Source organism: Embleya sp. NPDC127516, from assembly GCF_044765325.1.
Taxonomy (GTDB): Bacteria; Actinomycetota; Actinomycetes; order Streptomycetales; family Streptomycetaceae; genus Embleya.
In genome coordinates, this window is the sequence record NZ_JBIWJT010000001.1 from 380,515 (window position 1) to 395,229 (window position 14,715).

Consider the following 14,715-nt stretch of genomic DNA (forward strand, 5'->3'; position numbering starts at 1 on the left):
GGCGGTCCTCAAATGCGGTATCCGGCGCCGGGCACCGTCAGGATGACGGGCGGCTCGCCGAGCTTGCGGCGCAATGTCATGACGGTGACGCGGACGACATTGGTGAACGGATCGGTGTTCTCGTCCCATGCCTTCTCGAGCAGTTGCTCGGCCGAGACCACGGCGCCATCGGCGCGCATCAGCACGTCCAGCACCGCGAACTCCTTGGGCGACAGGTGCACCGGGACACCCTCGCGCAACACCTCGCGCCGGTTCGGGTCGAGCCGGATGCCGGCCCGCTCCAGCACCGGCGGCAGCGGGGAGACGGCCCGCCGGCCGAGTGCGCGCACCCGGGCGATCAGCTCGCTGAACGCGAAGGGCTTGGGCAGATAGTCGTCCGCTCCCAACTCCAGGCCCTCGACCCGATCGCTGACGTCGCCGGCGGCGGTCAGCATGAGCACCCGCATCGGAATGCCCGTCTCCACCACCGCCCGGCACACGTCGTCGCCGTGCACGATCGGCAGGTCCCGGTCGAGCACCACCACGTCGTAGTCGTTGACGGCGATCCGTTCCAGCGCCGCCTCCCCGTCGTACACCACGTCGACGGCCATGGCCTCTCGGCGCAACCCGGTCGCGACCGCGTCCGCCAGGAGCTGCTCGTCCTCGACTACGAGAACCCGCACCGGCTGTGCCTCCTGCTCGATGAGTGGATGGATCCGTTGTCCATCTTCCCCCGCGCCCCGGTAAAGCCTCGGTAAGCCGGCCGGCCGACCGGGGCGGGCGGGATCGGCCCGGCGAGCGCGTCGCGCCGCGGACGTTACGGGACCCCCCGAAGGAGGGAAGGATTCCGGTACGCCCCGGAAAGTCCGATCCCGGGCCGGCGGGCCGGAAATCGCCCCTGGTCACACCCTTAGGTCGAGCCCCGTCAAAGGCCCGGATCCATGGTTTCCCCGGCATTGCACGGGGGGAGGACAACCGAAACCGGCGACGACGAGTGACATTGGGGCGGCCTTATGGACGAATTCACGGCCGGCGTACTGCGGCGCATACGTGAGACCGAACAGGCTCTGAAGCAGGCCTGTGACACCGGCGACGACTTCCTCGTCGAGGTGGAGCAATCCGAGTTGGACGACCTCCTGCGGATGGCGTCCGAGCACGGCGTGCGGGTGCTTCCCGAAAGCGCCTAGGCACTCCGCTCGGGCGAGAGCACCCGAGCCACGCATGGACACACGGTTCTTGATCTCCCCCGGCGAGGTCCCCAGTGGACGCCGGGGGTTCGGCTGTCGGGCCGAATTCGCGAAGGCCCGGATCCGGTGCGGGGGCACCGGATCCGGGCCTTGCGCATGCTCGGGTCTACGCGTGCAGGGCGGCCAGCGCGGCCTCGAGTTCGGCACGCAGTCCGGCGGGCGCGGCCAGGCACAGGCTCGACCCGTCGGGCTCGGGCCACAGGTCCTCGATCACCTCGGCGCCGGCCTCGCGGGCGATCAGCGCGCCCGCTGCCACGTCCCACGGATTCAGGCCACGCTCGTAGTAGGCGTCGACCCGACCGGCGGCCACCGAGCACAGGTCGATCGCGGCCGAGCCGGCCCTGCGCAGGTCGCGCACGCGCGGCAGCAGCGCGCCGATCACGGCGGCCTGCCGGGTGCGCCGCTTGGCGGTGTAGCCGAACCCGGTCGCCACCAGCGCCCGGGCCGACTCGACCGAGGCGCGGCAGTGGATCGGCTTGCCGTTGCGGTAGGCGCCGCCGTCGCGCACGGCGTGGAAGGTCTCCCCCACCACCGGCACCTCGACCACGCCCAGCAGGGTGCCCTCGGCGGTCTCGGCGGCGATCGACACACACCACCCGGGCAGGTCGTACAGGTAGTTCACGGTGCCGTCGATCGGGTCGATCACCCAGCGCACGCCGCTGCTGCCCGCGGTCGCGTCGCCCTCCTCGCCGAGGAAGCCGTCGTGTGGTCGGTGCGCGCGGATGCGTTCGATGATCAGCTTCTCCGCGGCCGTGTCCATCTCGGTGACCACGTCGGTGGGGCTGCTCTTGGTCGCCGCGACGCCGAGGTCGGCGGGACGCTCGTGCAACAGGAAGCCGCCGGTGTGCCGGGCCGCGTCGCGAGCGATGGCCAGGAGTTCCGCGGTGTCGATCGTCATGGACCCATCCTGCCGGCGGCGCCGTGCAGGGCCTCGCCGCGCGGCGACCGCGCGGCCGCCTCCGGGTCGGCGCGCAGCGCCCGGGGGTCCGGGCAACAGCCCACCGGGCACACGTCGTGCGCGGCGCCGAGCACACCGAGCGCGCACCGCGCGGGCGCCTCGCCGCGTACCGTCGCGGCGCGCTCCAGGAGCAGGTCGCGCACCGCGCCGGCGAACCTGGGGTCGGCGCCGGTGGTCGCCGCTCGGGCCACCGGCAGCCCGAGCCGCGCGGCGGTCGCGGCGGCCTCGACGTCGAGGTCGTAGACCACCTCCATGTGATCGGAGAGGAATCCGATCGGCACCAGCACCACGGCCGGTGCCGTGCCGTCCTCGGCCGACGCCACGAGGTGGTCGTTGACGTCCGGCTCCAGCCACGGCACCTGCGGCGGGCCGCTGCGGCTGGAGTACACCAGGTCCCAGTCGTGCTCGCGCCCGAGCGCGCGCGCGACGCCCTCGGCGACCAGGCGCGCGGTCTCCCGGTGCTGCTCGACGTATCCGCCGCCGGCCGGGCCGGCGGTGCGCGCGGTGACGGTGGGGATCGAGTGGGTCACCATCACCAGTCGGGCGCCGGCCCGCACCGCCTCGGGCAGTTCGGCCAGCGCGGCCAGCACGTGGTCCACCAGCGGCTCGACGAAACCGGGGTGGTCGAAGAAGTGCCGCAGCTTGTCGAACACCGGTGCCCGGTCGCCGACCTCGGCCCGGGCCTCGAGCAGGTTCTCGTGGTACTGCCCGCAGCCCGAGTAGGAGGCGTAGGCGCTGGTCACCAGGACCGCGGCACGGCGGATCCCGTCGTCGGCCATCCGCCGCACGGTGTCCGCGAGATACGGGCGCCAGTTGCGGTTGCCCCAGTAGACCGGCAGCCGCAGTCCCTGGGCGGCGAAGTCCGTCTCGATCGCCGCGATCAGGGCGCGGTTGTGCGCGTTGATCGGGCTGGCACCGCCGAAGTGGGCGTAGTGGCCGGCGGCCTCCTCGAGGCGTTCCCGGGGCACCCCTCGGCCCGCGGTCACGTTCTCCAGGAACGGGAGCACCTCGTCGGGGGCGTCCGGCCCGCCGAAGGAGAGCACCAGGAGCGCGTCGTACGGACTGGGGTCGGGGGCCTGTGTCGCGTGCATGTCTGTGATCCTCGCATCGCGGCCCCGCCCGCCCCAACGCCCCGGCCCGCGCGCGGCGTGAGTTGCGGCCCATCGGGCCCCGGCCCCTTCCCGGTCCGATGACCGGCGAGTAATGTCCGGCTGATCCCACGGCGACCCCAGGAGGAACCCGTTGAGCAGCGCCACCCCCGCCGTCTCCAAGACGCCGCCGATCTGGCGGAACTGGACCGGAAACCAGTCCGCGCGGCCGCACTCGGTACTCACTCCGAGGTCGGCCGAGGAGATCTCGGCGGCGGTCCGCCGGGCGGCGGCACAGGGTCTGGCGGTCAAGGCCGTCGGCGCCGGGCACTCGTTCACCTCGGTCGCGGTCACCGACGGGGTGCAGATCCGCCCGGAAGGGCTGACCGAGGTGCACGCGCTCGATCGTGCGGCGGGCACCATCACGGTCGGGTCCGGGATGCGGCTGAGCGACTTCAACGCGTTGCTCGCCGGCTACGGCCTCGCGCTCGCGAACATGGGCGACATCGCGGTGCAGAGCCTCGCCGGCGCCACGTCCACCGGCACGCACGGGACCGGGCGGGTGTCCGGATCGCTGGCGGCGCAGATCCGGGGCATGGAGATCGTGCTGGCGGACGGCGAGATCACCACGTGCTCGGCGACCGAGAACGCGGAGTTGTTCGCGGGTGCCCGGGTGGGTCTGGGCGCGCTGGGCGTGGTGACCGCGCTGACGTTCGCGGTGGAGCCGAGCTTCCTGTTGGAGGCGCGCGAGGAGCCGATGCGGCTGGACGCGGTGCTCGCCGACTTCGACGCGCTGTGCGCGGACAACGAGCATTTCGAGTTCTATTGGTTTCCGCACACCGACAACTGCAACGTGAAGCGCAACAACCGGATCGAGGGGCCGGCGAAACCGCTGTCGAAGGCGCGTTTCCTGCTGGACGACGAGTTGTTGTCCAACGGTGTGTTCTCGCTGGCCTGCCGGGTCGGCCGGGCCGCGCCCAGGACGGTGCCCACGATCGCGCGCCTGTCCAGCCGCGCGTTGTCGGCGCGGACCTATTCGGACACCTCGCACAAGGTGTTCACCAGCCCGCGCCGGGTGCGCTTCATCGAGATGGAGTACGCGCTGCCGCGGGCGGCGGCCACGGCCGCGCTGACCGAGGTGCGCGCCTTCGTCGAGGCGGCGGGCCTGCCGATCAGCTTCCCGGTCGAGGTGCGGGTGGCCCCGGCGGACGATCTGTGGATGTCCACGGCGTACGGGCGCGACACCGCCTATATCGCGGTGCACATGTACAAGGGCACGCCGCACGAGCGGTACTTCACCGAGGTGGAGAAGATCATGGTCGGGCACGGCGGGCGCCCGCACTGGGGCAAGATGCACACCCGCGACGCGGAGTACTTCGCGAAGCTCTACCCGAGGTTCGCCGACTTCACGGCGCTCCGGAACCGGGTGGATCCGGAGCGCCGCTTCGGCAACGACTACCTGCGTCGGGTGCTGGGCGACTGAGGCCCGCCGCACCGGCGCCGGAGCCGGTCCCAGGGCTAGCGCGTGCCGGCGCCCGGGTTCGACCGCGAGTCGCCGTCCGCGCCGCCCTGGGCGGTGCCGCCGGCGTCGTTGCCGGCCGCCGCCCCGCCGTTCGCGGTGCCGGCCCCGCTCGAGCCGCCCGCCGGCGGGGTCGCGGGCGGCGCCGTGCTCGGCGGCTTGGAGTCGCTCGGGTCGGACGAGGGGGTGTGGCTCGGTCGCGTGGACGGGGTGGTCGAGGGCACCGAGGTCGCCCCCGTGCCGTTCTCGCCGGTCGTGCCCTGGTCGCCGGTGGCCGGCCCGTGCGTGGGTGCGGGCGTGGAGCCGGTCGGCTGCGGGGTCGAACCGCCCGGCTGCTTCGGGGTGTCGGGTCGGGCGGGCTTGTCGTCGACGATCCGCGAGATGGTCGAGCCGCCCGCGTCGCCGTGTCCGAACAGGCTCGCGAACGAGCGGCCGATCGCGGTCTCGGTGAGCGTCACCACACCCATCGCCACCACGAACACGAGCACCGCCCCGACCAGCGAACGGGCCAGCCAGACCCGCTTGTCGCCGTCCGCGACCGGTTCGGCGTCCGTCCCGGCACCGCCGAGCAGGCGCTCCGCGCGCGTCGAGCCCGTGACCGGCGCGGTCCGCGCATGCTCCTCGAACCGGGTGTAGTCGCCGACCGGCAGCAGCATCGTCTCGTCGGCGGCCGATCCCGGATCGGCCACACCGGTGGGTCGCTCCGGTACGGCGGCGGGGTCCGGACTCGGCCCGCCCTCGTGCGGCGGGATCAGCGTCGCCCGCACGTCGCGCAGTTGCTCGCCGGTGCGGCGGAACAGGTGCACGTAGAGCGCGCTTCCGACCGTGGCGACCACGCTCGCGAGCGCCGCGCCGATCACCGTCCCGGCGACGCCCAGCGTCGAGAGCAGGAAAGCCGAGGAGATGGCCGCCAGGGCACTGCCCACAACCTGCACCGCGTTGACATCGATCCGGCGACGTTCATTCTCGGTCCTTTCCGGCATCACTTTCCTTGCCCGTCCGAGCACGGACGGTGGTTAATCATGAAAAACAGGACTTCACCCTGGTTACGACTGAACGGCCCATCGACATCGTTCCGATCGGCCCAATCTTGTGATCGACATCACCCCGGACGGCCGAAAACGACTCGTCCGAACGGGACGCGCCGATGCGGCGCGGTGTGTCCCGGTAGAGCCCCCGAATGGAGTACTGTTCACGCCAGGTTCCGGAACGACCTGTGCGCGAAGGGGGAGGCGACCGACCGCGGAGGTCAGGGTGGGGCGCCGCCCCGGTATCTACCCGAAATGGTGTAACCAAGGCAATTCGGCCAGTCAGGTAATAAATCCGACACGCCGGACAACTCGGTCAGGTTGTGGCCACGCCGAGGCTGGGCAGGTCACACTCGTAGCGGGAGCAACGACGCAGGTGACGTCGGCAGGCACCACCCGGGAGGTCCCCATGCCCGAACTGCGTGTCGTGGCCGTCAGCAACGACGGCACACGGTTGGTGCTGAAGGCTGCCGACGGCACTGAGTACATGTTGCCCATCGACGAACGGCTCCGTGCCGCCGTCAGGGGCGACCGCGCCAGGCTCGGCCAGATCGAGATCGAGGTCGAGAGCCAGCTGCGTCCGCGTGACATCCAGGCCCGGATAAGGGCCGGTGCCACCGCGGAGGAGGTCGCACAGCTCGCCGGAATCCCGGTGGACCGGGTGCGGCGTTTCGAGGGCCCGGTCCTCGCCGAGCGCGCCTTCATGGCCGAACGCGCCCGCAAGACCCCCATCCGTCGGCAAGGCGAGAGCACCGGCCCGCTGCTCGGCGAGATCGTCACCGAACGCCTGCACCTGCGCGGCGCGGACTCCGAGTCCGTGCAGTGGGATTCGTGGCGGCGCGACGACGGTAGCTGGGAGATCCTGCTGCTCTACCGCGCCGATGGCGAGATGCGCTCCGCGAGTTGGAGCTTCGATCCGCCCCGGCGCCTGGTCACCACCAACGACGACGAGGCCCGTTCGCTGATCGGCGAGCACCCGGCGGCGTCCGAGACCCCGTTCCCGTTCCGACCGCGCCTGGCCACCATTCCGCGCGAGAGCGACGACGACGCGATCACCAGCCTGCTCGACGCCGTCCCGGGTCTGCGCGGCGAACCGCAGACCCAGTCGGCCTCGCCCGGTCCGATGCGCATCGACGTCACCGCACTGGCCGAACGCCCGCGCGTGGGCAGCATCGAGCGGGCGGAACGGGCCGAGCGCCCGGAGCGGATCGAGCGCGTCGAGCGTCCCGAGCGGATCGAACGCGTCGAGCGGGCGGAACGCCCGGAGCGCGCCGAACCGATCGAGGAAGAGGAGACCCAGGCCCCCGCCGCGGCGGCGGGCGCGGGCAGCGCGTACGAGAACGTCCTGGTGCCGCGCGGCGTGGTCGGCCCGCACCGCGAGCGGCTGGTCGGCAGCACCGACCGACAGGCCGAGGCCGACGGCGTGCGTCCCGGCCGCCGGGCGACCGTGCCCAGTTGGGACGAGATCGTGTTCGGGAGCAGGCGCAAGCGCCGGGAATGATCGACGGCACGACAGACGGGTACGACAGGAGCCGAGGGCCCGTGCGGGCCCTCGGCTCCTGTCGTGCGCTCGTCGCCGGCACCGCGGTCCGAGCGCGCTACTCGCCGGTGGCCACCGGGCGTTCCGGGTCGGTGATCCAGTCGCTCCAGGAACCGGCGTACAGCGCGGCCGGCACGCCGGCCAGCGACAGTGCGAGCACCTCGTGCGCGGCGGTCGCGCCGGAACCGCAGTACGCGGCGACCCGGGCACCGTGGACCGCGCCGCGGGCCGCGAAGTACTCCTTGAGCTCGGCGGGTTCGTGGAAGCGGCCGTCGGCGTGCGTGTACTCGGTCGCGGGCGCGCTGACCGCGCCGGGGATGTGGCCGGCCTTCGCGTCGATCGGCTCGGTCTCGCCCCGAAAGCGCTCCGCGGCACGAGCGTCCAGCAGCACCCCGCCCGCGGCCACCAGGGCCGCGGTCTCGTCCGCGTCCAGGCGTGTCATCCCGCCCGGGCGCGGGACGAACGCGCCCGGTGCGGCGGGTTCCGGCACCACGTCGGTGACCGGGTGCCGCTCCGCCGTCCAGGCCGCGAAGCCGCCGTCGAGCACGCGCACCCGATCGTGGCCGAAGTAGCGCAGCAGCCACCACGCCCGCGCCGCGGCGACGCTCGGCCCACCGTCGTAGACCACCACGTCGGTCTCCGGGCCGATCCCCAACCGGCGCATGCTCGCGCCGAACGCGGCCGGCTCGGGCATCGGATGCCGGCCGCCGGCGCCGCCGGGGGTGTGCGGTCCGGACAACTCCGCGGCGAGATCGACGAAGTGGGCGCCGGGGATGTGGGCGACCCGGTACGCCTCGATGCCGGGCGGGCCGCCGAGTTGCCACGTGACGTCGAGCACCAGCGGCGGCGACGAACTGTCCAGGGCGGCGGCCAGGTCGGCCGCCTTGATCAGGGAACTCATACCGGCATCCTGCCTCGTGCGGCGGCCATCGACGAGCACATGTCCGACGCGGGTGGCAGCATCGATGACGGATCGTCCCGAATTGTCGGCATCTGTCGAGGAGGCATCGATGAGCGAGTGGACCTCGCGATATCCCACCGGGGTGCCCTGCTGGGTGGACCTGGGCGTCCCCGACGTCGAAGCCGGACTGGCCTTCTATCGCGGCCTGTTCGGCTGGGAGGGCGAGATCGGGCCGGCCGGGGTGGGCCACTACACCACCTGCACGCTCGGCGGCCGTCCGGTCGCCGGCCTGATGGGCCGCATGCCCGGTCGACAGGGCCCGGTCGCCTGGACCACCTATCTGGCCGCGGACGACGCGGACGCGGTGCTGCGACGGGTCGGCGCGGCCGGCGGCACGGTGATCGCGCCACCGATGGACGTCATGACGTTCGGCCGCATGGCGGTCGCCGCCGACCCCACCGGCGCCGTGTTCGGCGTGTGGCAGGCGGGCGACCACAACGGCGCGGGCGTGGTCAACGAGCCCGGCGCGGTGGTGTGGAACGAGTTGTACACGCCGGACAGCGCACGGGCCAAGGAGTTCTACACGGCGGTCTTCGACTTCACCTACGAGGACATGTCCGACGCCGACTTCGACTACGCGACGTTCCACGTCGGCGGTGTCCTGCGCGGCGGCGTGGCGGGCGCGCGGAACGGCCCGCCGGCGCACTGGGCCGCGTACTTCGCGGTGCGCGACGCGGACGAGACCGTCGACCGGGTGGACAGCCTGGGCGGCAGGGTGCTGCGCGGCCCGGAGGAGTCGCCGTACGGCCGACTGGCGGCCGTGCGGGATCCGCAGGGCGCGGTGTTCAACGTGATCGCGGTGGCATCGAATCCGAATGATCCGCAATAGTCCATCCGGTCCGAATTCACCTGCGGGAGTGCCGGGTTCGACCCGCCGCTCCGGCCGAAACCACTCCGCCCTTGAATCAAACGGGTGACGTAGAGTCGAGCGTGACGGGCTCCCGTCCGGAAACGGGGTCCGGGATCGGCGGGACCCGTGCGCCTACGTACACACGGATCACGTCGCCCGCGGCCTTCCTCGGCCGGGAGACGCATCTTCTTCGTCCCGACCATCGAGGGGGTCCATTTCCATGGGCAAGCTGTTCAAGATCGTCCTGTTGCTCGCCGCCGCCGCGGGCGTCGCCACGCTCGTCGCGTCGAAGCGGCGCAACCAGGCCTGAACCGGCCCGGGTTCATCGAAGGGACGGCCTCGTCCGGAGGCCGTCCCTTCGGCATGAGCGCCCTTGGGCATGAGCGCGGCGCCCGGGCGTGACGTGAGGACACGCCCAGGTCCTGTCCGCCGGACAGGGCCTAGCCGCGCGCCTCCAGCAGCGGCACCAGTTGCTCCGCCGACGTCATCGAGCCGTGCACGCCGGTGAGGCGGGATTCGCCCGGTTCGCGGCGGGAGGCGACCACCGCGATGTCGCCGAAGGCCGCCGCGACGATGTCACCGACGCGGGCACGGACCCGGTCCTCGACGACCGGGCCGAACCAGCCGGACTCGATCGCCTCCTCCCCGGTGACCACCCACATCTGGTCGCCGAGCATGTCGTCCCAGATCGCGTGCACGTCCCTGGTCGCACCCGGGCGCGTGTAGACGTGCCGCGCGCGGGACTCGCCGCCCAAAAGGGCGACGCCGGCGGACAGGGCGGGGTCGGTGTCCACGTCGATCCGCTTCTCGGGCGCCACGTCGACCATGCCGTGGTCGGCGGTCACGTACAGGACCGAGTCGGCGGGCAGCCCCTCGGCCATCGCCCGCGCGACGCCGTCGATCCGGCGCAGCTCGGCGCGCCATTCGGGCGAGTCGACGCCCATACCGTGGCCGCAGCGGTCGAGTTCGCTCGCGTAGGTGTACACCAGCACAGGCCCCGGTTGGGCGAGTTGTTTGTGCACGCCCTTGACCCTGGGCGCGCCGAATTCGGCGCCGATGTAGCGACCGCCGCCCAGCACCGCCCTGGTCAGCGGCGTGTGTTCGAACATGCCGTCGTTGACCTGCGCGACGGTGATCCCGGCGGCGGCGGCCCGCTCGAGCAGGCTCGGGTACGGCTGCCAGTCCCGCGGACGGATGTCGTCGACCCACCGCAGTTGGTTCATCAGCCGGTTCTCGCCGGGCACCGCCACCGAGTAGCCGACCAGGCCGTGTACGCCCGGGGTGAGCCCGGTGCCGAACGACGCGAGGCTGGTCGCGGTGGTCGCCGGGAAGCCGGCCGTCAGGGGCCGGCCGCTGCCCGCGAACGACGTCTCCAGGAGCGAGTGCAGGTACGGCGCCTCGACCGGATGCTCGCGCAGCAGGTCCCAGCCCAGGCCGTCGATCAGGAACACGCACGCGGCGCGCGCGGGCGCGAGGCCGAGCGTGTTCTCCTCTCCGGGCATGCCGAGGGAGGCGGCTATCGAGGGCATCAGGTCGGACAACGCCCCGGTCCCGTAGCGAGGCAACGGGACCGGGGGTTGTTCGTCGAGCCAGACGGAGGCACTCACTGGTTGATGCCGGCCACTGCCTCGGACAGCGCGCGGGCGAACGTGAGGGTGCGCTCCACCGCTTCCGGACCGTCGGCGGCCTCGCTGACCCGCAGCGAGAGGTCGTCGGCGGTCAACGAGCCGGTGTAGCCGTGGTCGACCTCACAGTTCGGGTCGGCACACCCGGCCGGTTCGAGGTCGATCCGGCCGACCGCGCCCCACCCGATGGTGAGCACGGCCTCGCGGGGCGGGGCTCCCGGGACGTATTCGGCGGGGTTGCCCACGACGCGACTGACCACGACCGACTCGAGGCGGTCGATCCGAACGGTCTCGGTGGACGTCGTCGCGTAGGGAGTGGGCGACGTGTCGTCGGGTGCGTGTTCGTCGGTGTGGCTGACCAGGAAACGGCCTGGCGTGAGCACCAGAACGGTGATGTGGCGGCGGACCTCATTGGAATCGAACGTGGTCTCCTGGTGCACCAGGAAAGCGTCGACCGGCTCGGTGCCGATCGTGGACTCGACCGCGTCGGCAACGAGGCTCGGGTAGTAACCGCTGCGCTCGATGGCCGTGCGCAGCCCCTGGGTCGAGGTGGTGGTCTTAGCCATACCCCCCATCCTGGCACCTCCAAGGGCACACGTGCGCCATCCGCCCCGTTCGAAGGTGGGGTTGCGCACCTGCCGTTGCCAAATGGTGACGGTTTGTCGATGTAATGACAGGACCGAACGGGTGAGGTGGATGCGCGCTGTTGGTGCGACATCTACGGATCGCCACCGTGCGCCTTCCGTGCGCCCTCCCGGTGGAGGCCCCGGCGGGGTTGACTCGTCTCCTGAGAGGACCGCCGGGGCAACAGGGACGCGCCGTCGACACGGTGGCACCGACGGAACTCTCGCGACACTCGCGTCCTCGAGGGAGGGAGCGAGTGACACCGCCTCACCGCCGGGGACACTCGGGGAAACGACCGGCGCGGGGCGGCCTGGTCCGGACAGCGTCGAACGGCATGAATTGCGCGGCCATGTGGAGGGCAGGCGCGGAGGGGCATGCCGCGGAGCGGATCCGGCCTGGAGCCGCCGCCGTACGTAGGTGCCACAGCTCGGGGTGGCATGTGAGTACGGCGGCGGTTCCGCATCTCCGGACGGCTTCCGCCGGGATCAGCCGGGATCAGCCGGGATCGGCGCGCCGCTCGACGTGCCACGGCGCCGGCTACGGTCGGGACAGCGACCTGGGGCCGAGGTCGGTGCGGGCCGGCGGGCGGGACAGTCGGATCTGCGCGCCGAGCACGTGCGCGCCCTCCGCCGCCACGATCACCGGGTTCAGTTCGATGGACGTGACCTGGGGCAGGTCGTCGGCCAATCGGGACAGCCGCGACAGCACGTCCTCCAGGGCCGGCACGTCCACCGGGCGCGCGCCCCGGTAGCCGAACAACATCGGCGCCGCCCGCACCTCGCGGACCAGATCCGCCACGTCCTGATCGGTGGCGGGCACCAGTCGGTAGGCCGCGTCGCCCAGCAGCTCGGTGGCCGGGCCGGCCAGTCCGAAGGACAACACCGCGCCGAACGACTCGTCGTAGGTGAGCCCGAGCACGGTGGCGATCCCGTGCGGCGCCATCGGCTGCACCACCAGCCGGGCCTGGTCCGGGCCGCCCAGGCGGGTGGTCATCTCCCGGAACACCCGGCGCAGTCCCGCCTCCGCGCCGATGTCCAGACGTACCCCGTCCACGTCCACGCGGTGCCGCAGGTGTTCGGCGATGGTCTTGAGCGCGACCGGGTAGCCCAGTTCGGTCGCCGCGCGGACCGCCGCGTCTTCGCTGTCCACCCGCACCGCGGGCAGCAGGTCGACGCCGTAGCAGGCCAGCAGGTCGGCGGCGTCCGCCGGGGACAGGCCCACCGCGTCCGCGGCGCCGAGTCGGGCGCGGACCAGCGCGCGGGCCTGATCGGTGCGTACCTCGGGGTGTTCGGGCACCGATCCGGTGGGTCGCCGGCGCCACGCGGCGTAGCGCACCACCTCGGCGAGCGCGCGGACCGCGTTCTCCGGGGCCGGATAGGAGGGCACCGAGCCGAGCGCGGGCACACCGTCCGCGTCCAGCCGGCGCAGTTGGGTGGGCAACCCCTCGTGCGCGAGGTAGGTGGTCAGCAGCGGCTTGCCGATCTGTGCCGCGTGCCCGGCCATCTCCGCGATCACGCTCGCCACCTCGTCGCCGGAGGTGGTCAGCGGCGGGATGAACACGGTGATCACCGCGTCCGTCTCGGCGCAGGCCAGCGCGTCGGCGAGCGCGTCGCGGAAGTCGTCGGCGGTCGCGGAGGTGGTCAGGTCGACCGGGCGCCGGGGCCGCAGGCCCGCGCTCGCGCACGCGTCCTGGGTGAGCAGGCCCAGCGAGTCGGAGTTGCCGATGATCGCGATCCGGTCGCCGGCGGGCAACGGTTGGTAGGCGAGCAGTTGGCCCACGTCGAACAGTTCGGCGACGGTGGGCACCCGGATCACGCCCGCCTGGCGGAACAGCGCGTCGACCGCCGAGTCGGGCAGTGTCAGCGCGCGGGTGACGTGCCCGAGCGGGACGCCCTGGCTGTGCCGCCCGGACTTGACCGCGACCACCGGTTTGGCCCGGGAGACCCGGCGGGCGAGCCGGGTGAACTTGCGCGGGTTGCCGATCGATTCCAGGTGCAGGAGCACCACGTCGGTGGCCGGGTCGTCCTCCCAGTACTGCAACAGGTCGTTGCCGGAGACGTCGGCGCGGTTGCCCGCCGACACGAAGGTGGAGAGCCCGATCCCGCGGCCCACGGTGGACTCCAGGATCGCGATGCCCAGTGCGCCCGACTGGGCGAACATGCCCACCCGGCCGCGGCGCGGCATCCGTGGCGACAGGCTCGCGTTGACCCGCAGGTCCGGGTCGGTGTTCAGCACGCCGAGGCAGTTGGGTCCGATCACCCGCATCCCACGCCGGCGCGCGGCGCGGACCAGGCGCCGCTGCCGTTCGCGGCCCTCGGGACCGGTCTCGGCGAAACCGGAGGACACCACGACCAGACCGTGCACCCCCTTGCGCCCGCACTGTTCGACCACCTGCTGCACCGCGTCCGCCGGGACCGCCACCAGCGCCAGGTCCACTCCCCCGGGGATGTCCACCACCGAGGCGTAGGTCGGCACGCCGTCGATCGGCTCGCTGCCCGCCTTCGGGTTGACCGCGTACACCTCGCCGGTGAACTCGCCCGAGCGCAGGTTGGCCAGGAGCGTGTTGCCGACCGTGCCCTCGTGCCGGCTGGCGCCGATCACCGCGACCGAGCGCGGGGTGAGCAGTCGGGCGATCGAGCGTGCCTCGGCGCGGTGTTCACGCCCGAGCATGACCCCGAGCGAGGTCTCGGTGGGCGCGAGTTCCAGGGTGAGTCGGACCACGCCGTCCTCGAACGCGGACTGCTGGGTGTAGCCGGCCTCGGTGAACACCGTGACCATGCGACGGTTGGAGGGCAGCACGTCGGCCACGAAGCGTCGGATGCCGCGCTCGCGGGCGACCGCGGCGATGTGTTCGAGCAGGACCGACGCCACGCCCCGGCCCTGCTGGTCGTCCTGGACCAGGAAGGCCACCTCGGCGGTGGAGGAGCGGCCCTGCGGGCCGGTGCGCACCGCGCGTCCGTCCGGGCCGATCCGGTCGTAGCGCACGATCGCGACCATCTCGTCGCCGACGAACAGGCCCAGGCCGACCCGGTCGACCCAGTCGTGCGTGGTGAAATGCCGCACGTCGCGGTCGGACAGCCGGGGGTAGGGCGTGAAGAAGCGCAGGTACTTCGACTCGGCGGAGACGCGCGCGTAGAAGTCGACGAGGCGACCGGCGTCGTCCGGACCGACGGGACGCACGTGGGCGGTGGCACCGTCGCGCAGCACGACGTCGGCCTCCCAGTGCTCGGGCGGCTTCGGCGACGGACCTGCGGTGTCGGTGGGCTCCACGTTTGCGAGGCTAGCCCCTGCGACGC

12 protein-coding genes are annotated in these 14,715 nt (G+C 72.5%); 4 read left to right on the forward strand and 8 right to left on the reverse strand.

The features are described 5' to 3' along the window. Positions 1–8: 8 nt before the first annotated feature. On the reverse strand, positions 9–662 hold the full coding sequence (locus ACIRL2_RS01640) for a response regulator transcription factor (protein WP_020555846.1): 654 nt from the start codon (positions 660–662) through the stop codon (positions 9–11). A 330-nt stretch (positions 663–992) separates the two neighbouring features. On the opposite strand from ACIRL2_RS01640, the gene ACIRL2_RS01645 reads away from it, so the two are divergent. Continuing rightward, positions 993–1,166 (forward strand): hypothetical protein, encoded by a 174-nt coding sequence (locus tag ACIRL2_RS01645; protein WP_020555845.1) that lies wholly within the window; start codon positions 993–995, stop codon positions 1,164–1,166. Positions 1,167–1,332: 166 nt separating this feature from the next. Here the strand turns inward: ACIRL2_RS01645 and ACIRL2_RS01650 are convergent, their stop codons facing one another. Both ACIRL2_RS01650 and ACIRL2_RS01655 read right to left on the reverse strand, forming a co-directional pair. Next, positions 1,333–2,124 carry an inositol monophosphatase family protein gene (locus ACIRL2_RS01650; RefSeq protein WP_402229376.1) on the reverse strand — a complete coding sequence of 264 codons (792 nt, stop codon included), beginning with the start codon at positions 2,122–2,124 and terminating at the stop codon, positions 1,333–1,335. Continuing rightward, the gene (locus ACIRL2_RS01655; RefSeq protein ID WP_402229379.1) at positions 2,121–3,275 is read right to left on the reverse strand and encodes a ferrochelatase; all 1,155 of its coding nucleotides are present in this window, start codon (positions 3,273–3,275) and stop codon (positions 2,121–2,123) included. The genes ACIRL2_RS01650 and ACIRL2_RS01655 overlap by 4 nt, the downstream gene beginning before the upstream one ends. Before the next feature lie 151 nt (positions 3,276–3,426). Between ACIRL2_RS01655 and ACIRL2_RS01660 the strand changes: the two genes are divergently transcribed. Next, a complete protein-coding gene (locus tag ACIRL2_RS01660; protein ID WP_395859879.1) occupies positions 3,427–4,755 on the forward strand; it encodes a D-arabinono-1,4-lactone oxidase in 1,329 nt (442 codons plus the stop codon). A gap of 35 nt (positions 4,756–4,790) precedes the next feature. On the opposite strand, the gene ACIRL2_RS01665 is transcribed toward ACIRL2_RS01660, so the two are convergent. Further along, positions 4,791–5,774: a hypothetical protein gene (locus ACIRL2_RS01665; protein WP_402229382.1), complete on the reverse strand. Its 984-nt coding sequence runs from the start codon at positions 5,772–5,774 to the stop codon at positions 4,791–4,793. Positions 5,775–6,195: 421 nt separating this feature from the next. Here ACIRL2_RS01665 and sepH point away from each other — a divergent pair, with 421 nt between their 5' ends. Next, complete coding sequence (gene sepH, locus ACIRL2_RS01670) at positions 6,196–7,320, forward strand: septation protein SepH (RefSeq protein ID WP_402229383.1); 1,125 nt, start codon at positions 6,196–6,198, stop codon at positions 7,318–7,320. 97 nt (positions 7,321–7,417) lie between these two features. Here sepH and ACIRL2_RS01675 read toward each other — a convergent pair whose 3' ends face one another. Then, positions 7,418–8,260 carry a sulfurtransferase gene (locus ACIRL2_RS01675; RefSeq protein ID WP_402229386.1) on the reverse strand — a complete coding sequence of 281 codons (843 nt, stop codon included), beginning with the start codon at positions 8,258–8,260 and terminating at the stop codon, positions 7,418–7,420. Between the two features lie 109 nt (positions 8,261–8,369). Here ACIRL2_RS01675 and ACIRL2_RS01680 point away from each other — a divergent pair, with 109 nt between their 5' ends. Then, on the forward strand, positions 8,370–9,149 hold the full coding sequence (locus ACIRL2_RS01680; RefSeq protein ID WP_395859886.1) for a VOC family protein: 780 nt from the start codon (positions 8,370–8,372) through the stop codon (positions 9,147–9,149). A gap of 461 nt (positions 9,150–9,610) precedes the next feature. On the opposite strand, the gene ACIRL2_RS01685 is transcribed toward ACIRL2_RS01680, so the two are convergent. The 3 genes from ACIRL2_RS01685 to ACIRL2_RS01695 form a co-directional block, all read right to left on the reverse strand. Beyond that, positions 9,611–10,777, reverse strand: a complete 1,167-nt coding sequence (locus tag ACIRL2_RS01685) for an alkaline phosphatase family protein (RefSeq protein WP_402229388.1) — start codon at positions 10,775–10,777, stop codon at positions 9,611–9,613. After that, positions 10,774–11,361, reverse strand: a complete 588-nt coding sequence (locus ACIRL2_RS01690; RefSeq protein ID WP_161365428.1) for a DUF5998 family protein — start codon at positions 11,359–11,361, stop codon at positions 10,774–10,776. The genes ACIRL2_RS01685 and ACIRL2_RS01690 overlap by 4 nt, the downstream gene beginning before the upstream one ends. Positions 11,362–11,956: 595 nt before the next feature. Then, positions 11,957–14,689: a GNAT family N-acetyltransferase gene (locus ACIRL2_RS01695; RefSeq protein ID WP_402229390.1), complete on the reverse strand. Its 2,733-nt coding sequence runs from the start codon at positions 14,687–14,689 to the stop codon at positions 11,957–11,959. Between the last annotated feature and the right edge of the window lie 26 nt (positions 14,690–14,715).

Excerpts from the sequence above, each read along its gene's own strand:
- ACIRL2_RS01645 (WP_020555845.1), top strand. The coding sequence starts at position 993 with ATGGACGAATTCACGGCCGGCGTACTGCGGCGCATACGTGAGACCGAA.
- ACIRL2_RS01650 (WP_402229376.1), bottom strand. The coding sequence starts at position 2,124 with ATGACGATCGACACCGCGGAACTCCTGGCCATCGCTCGCGACGCGGCC.
- ACIRL2_RS01655 (WP_402229379.1), bottom strand. The coding sequence starts at position 3,275 with ATGCACGCGACACAGGCCCCCGACCCCAGTCCGTACGACGCGCTCCTG.
- ACIRL2_RS01665 (WP_402229382.1), bottom strand. The coding sequence starts at position 5,774 with ATGCCGGAAAGGACCGAGAATGAACGTCGCCGGATCGATGTCAACGCG.
- ACIRL2_RS01675 (WP_402229386.1), bottom strand. The coding sequence starts at position 8,260 with ATGAGTTCCCTGATCAAGGCGGCCGACCTGGCCGCCGCCCTGGACAGT.
- ACIRL2_RS01680 (WP_395859886.1), top strand. The coding sequence starts at position 8,370 with ATGAGCGAGTGGACCTCGCGATATCCCACCGGGGTGCCCTGCTGGGTG.
- ACIRL2_RS01690 (WP_161365428.1), bottom strand. The coding sequence starts at position 11,361 with ATGGCTAAGACCACCACCTCGACCCAGGGGCTGCGCACGGCCATCGAG.